The sequence below is a fragment of the Actinosynnema sp. genome (assembly GCF_052038725.1).
In genome coordinates this window covers 1-3612 of the sequence record NZ_JBQGCX010000188.1, presented here as the reverse complement: position 1 = coordinate 3612, position 3612 = coordinate 1, and the positions used below count along the sequence as shown (strand labels likewise).

The following is a 3612-nucleotide window of genomic DNA, read 5'->3' as shown; positions in this document are numbered from 1 at the left end:
AGCCCAACCGAATGGAGACCACATGCCTTCCGCCCAGGTTTTCCCGCAAGCCCTGCTCGACGAGCTGGCCCACGACCCGGACAGCCCCGCCTTCGAGCGCGGCGCCCGCGCCACCACCAGGGGCGAGCTGCTCGACCTCGTCCGCCGCACGGCCTCCGCCCTGCGCGGCGCGGGCGCCGGACCGGGCACGGGCGTGGCCGTCGCGGTCGGCGTCACCGCCGAGGGCTTCGCCGCCCAGATCGCCGCGCACGCGCTGGGCTGCCGCGTCGTCATGGTCCGCAAGGGCCTGGGCCGCGCCCACCTGCCGCACGTGGTCGGCGACGTCGACCTGCTCGTCGTGGACGCCGAGGGCGACCACCCGGACCTGCGGACCGCCGCACCCGCCGCGAAGCCCGTCGTGCTGGAGACCGACCTGCCCGCCGCGAGCCGCGAGCGCCTGACGCCCATGGGCAGGCCCGGCGACGCCGCCCTGGTGACCTACACCAGCGGCAGCACCGGGCAGCCCAAGGGCGTGGTGATGACCTACGCCGCGCTCTCGGTCTACTGGGCCTGGCAGCCCGACCGGTGGGACGCGCGGGTGCGCGAGCACGCCGAGCGCTACTCCCGGTTCCTGCTGTTCGGCACGCTCGCCAGCGCCGTCGTGTTCGAGCACCTGGGCCTGTGCCTGCTCGGCGGCGGCACGGCCGTGGTCCCCGAGTCCGGCCTGCCCGACCTGCCCGCCGACTTCGGCAGGCTGCGCGGCACCGCCTGCCTGCTCACCGTCCCGCGCCTGCACCACGTGCTCGACGCGGTGCGCGCGGGCGGCGTGGACACCTCGTCGCTGCGGCTGCTGCTCGTCGCGGGCTCCCCGCTCGCGCCGCACCGGATGGCGCAGGCGCACGAGCTGCTCGGCGACGTCGTGCGCCAGGCCTACGGGCAGACCGAGACCGGGATGCTCACCGTGCTCACCGCCGAGGACGTGCGGCGCCACCCCGACGCGGTGCGCTCGGTCGGGCGGCCGTGGGCGGGTGTGCGGGTGCGGGTCGTGGACGGCGACGGCGCGGACGTGCCGACGGGCGTCGCGGGTGAGGTGCTGGTGCGCGTGGACTGCGCCTCCGCCGGGTACTGGCGCGACCCCGAGCGCACCGCCGAGGTGCTGCGCGACGGCTGGGTGCGCACCCGCGACCTGGGCGAGCTGGACGCCGAGGGCTTCCTGCACCTGACCGGCCGGGCGCGCGACGTGATCATCGTGGACGCGGTCCTGCACCACGCGGGGGCGATCGAGCGGGTGCTCGCGGGCCACCCGGACGTGGACCAGGCCTACGCGGTCGGCGCGCCGGACGAGCGGACGGGGGAGGCGGTGCACGCCTTCGTGGTGCCGAGGGCGGGCGCGACGCCGGACGCCGACGCGCTGCGCGGGCTGGTCGCGGGGGAGCTGGGCGCGGGCGCGCGGCCCCGGACCGTGACAACGGTGGCGGCCGTCCCGCTGCTGCCCGGCGGCAAGCCGGACAAGAAAGCGCTCCTGGCGCTGCTGGACCACGCGGGCTAGCGGGTCCGGACGGGGGAGCGGAACCGGCCGAACGAACGGCTGCCAACTGTCAACAGTTGTCGGATTTGTCTGGTCGGTCATGCGCTGACCAGGCAAACCCCTCAACTGCGGTCCTGGTTCTTGACAGAGGTCTAGTCCACCTACAAATCTAAGAGAGCGCTCTCACAGAGCGCTCGGGCCGCGTCGACCACGCGTCCGGACCCTGCACTGGAGCACCGCGCTCGACACGCACCACCGCACCACAGCCGCCACCGGCACCCGCGCCTCACCGCCGCGAGGTAGGGAAACCCCATCCTGCTCACGAGGAGTTCCCGATGCGCACCACGTCGAGGTGGGCCACCGCCCTCCTGGCGCTCACCGCAGCCGCCGCGGCGACCGTCGCAGGACCCGCAGGCCCCGCCCAGGCGATCGGCCCGGACCTGCTCCCCCTCACCGTCACCAACAGCAGCGGCCGTTCCGGCTCGGTGCACCTCTACGTGCTCGGCACCGACATCCGCAACGGCCGCCTCGGCTACGTCAACCAGGCGGGCGCCTTCACCCCCTGGTCCGGCGGCGCCACCCCGCCCGTGCCCGCGCCGGACGTGTCCATCAACGGCCCGGCCAACGGCGGGTCGACCACCCTGCGCATCCCGCGCTTCATCTCCGGCCGCGTCTACATGTCGTTCGGGGAGAAGCTGAAGTTCTTCCTCCCGCCGAGCGGCCTGGTGCAGCCCGCGCCGTGGAACCCGTCGGACCCGAACACCAACATCCTGTTCGACTGGAGCGAGTTCACCTACAACGACGCGGGCCTGTGGATCAACAGCTCGCAGGTGGACATGTTCGCCGTGCCGCACTCGGTCAGCGTCACCGGCGCGAGCGGCCAGACCCGCACCACCGGCGCGCTCAAGGCCAACGGGCGCGACAACGTCATCAACGGCCTGAAGTCCCAGTCGGGCTGGAGCGGCCTGGTCCGCACCCGCTCCTCCGACGGCACCGTCCTGCGCGTCCTCGCGCCGGGCAAGGCCGCCGAGGCCGGGCTGTTCAGCGCCACCTACCTGGACCCGTACATCACCCAGGCGTGGAACGCCTACACGAGCAAGACGCTGACCGTCGTGCCGTTCGGCGACCAGCCGAGCATCAAGTACTTCGGCCGCACCTCGGGCAGCACCATGACGTTCACCAACACCGCGGGCCAGCGGGTCGCGACGTTCCAGAAGCCGTCCACGTCCAACGTGTGGGGCTGCGACGGCGCGCTCGCCGCGCCCAACGACCAGGTGGTCGGCCCGATCGCCCGCACCCTGTGCGCGGCGCTGCACCGCTCCACCCTCGGCACGCTCGACACCCAGCCCAGCGGCGGCGCGGCGGACTTCTACAAGGGCTCCATCACCAACCACTACTCGCGCCTGGTGCACCAGAACATGGTCGACGGCCGCGCCTACGGCTTCGCGTTCGACGACGTGCTCGCCCAGGAGTCCCTGGTGCACGACGGCGACCCGCGCTCCGCGGGCATCACGCTGACCCCGTTCACCGGTGGCGGCGGCGCCGACCCCGGCAACAAGACCAGCATCGTCTCCGACTGGCACGGCAAGTGCGTCGACGTGCCCAACTGGAACTTCGCCGACGGCCAGCGCCTGATCGTGTGGGACTGCACGGGCGGCACCAACCAGAAGTTCGAGTGGACCGGCGGCCAGCTCAAGACCGACAACAACATGTGCGTCGACGTCGCCTGGGGCTCCAGCACCAACGGCGCGGCCGTGCAGCTGGCCGCGTGCAGCGGCAACGGGGCCCAGCAGTGGGTGCTCTCCGGCGCTGGCGACCTGGTGAACCCGCAGTCCAACAAGTGCCTGGACATCCCGGCCGAGACGCCGGGCAACGACGCGGTGCTCCAGCTCTGGGAGTGCCTCGGCAACCCGAACCAGAAGTGGCACAAGGGCTGACCCTCCGGGTAACCCGATGACGAGGGGCGGGGGGGGGGGGGGGGGGGCCCCCCCCCCCCCCCCCCCCCCCCCCCCCCCCCGCGCCGCGGAGGAAGCCGCGGCGGTCACAGCAGGGGCAGGACATCAGCGGGCGCCGGTTGCGACCGGGGGGGCGCTGGCGACGCGGGT

Annotated in this window: 2 protein-coding genes and 1 pseudogene; 2 read left to right on the top strand and 1 reads right to left on the bottom strand. The window is 73.6% G+C overall.

The genetic code is table 11. The features are described 5' to 3' along the window. Together ACTUAL_RS03490 and ACTUAL_RS03485 are read left to right on the top strand one after the other, a co-directional pair. Positions 1-1528, top strand: a 1528-nt coding sequence (locus ACTUAL_RS03490; RefSeq protein WP_440899244.1) for a class I adenylate-forming enzyme family protein, incomplete at its 5' end; no start/stop codon positions are given. Between the two features lie 314 nt (positions 1529-1842). Further along, positions 1843-3444 (top strand): glycoside hydrolase family 64 protein, encoded by a 1602-nt coding sequence (locus tag ACTUAL_RS03485; protein WP_096495149.1) that lies wholly within the window; start codon positions 1843-1845, stop codon positions 3442-3444. Between the two features lie 40 nt (positions 3445-3484). Here ACTUAL_RS03485 and ACTUAL_RS03480 read toward each other — a convergent pair. Beyond that, a pseudogene (locus ACTUAL_RS03480) lies at positions 3485-3568 on the bottom strand (twin-arginine translocation signal domain-containing protein); the annotation flags it as partial. Positions 3569-3612 lie beyond the last annotated feature (44 nt).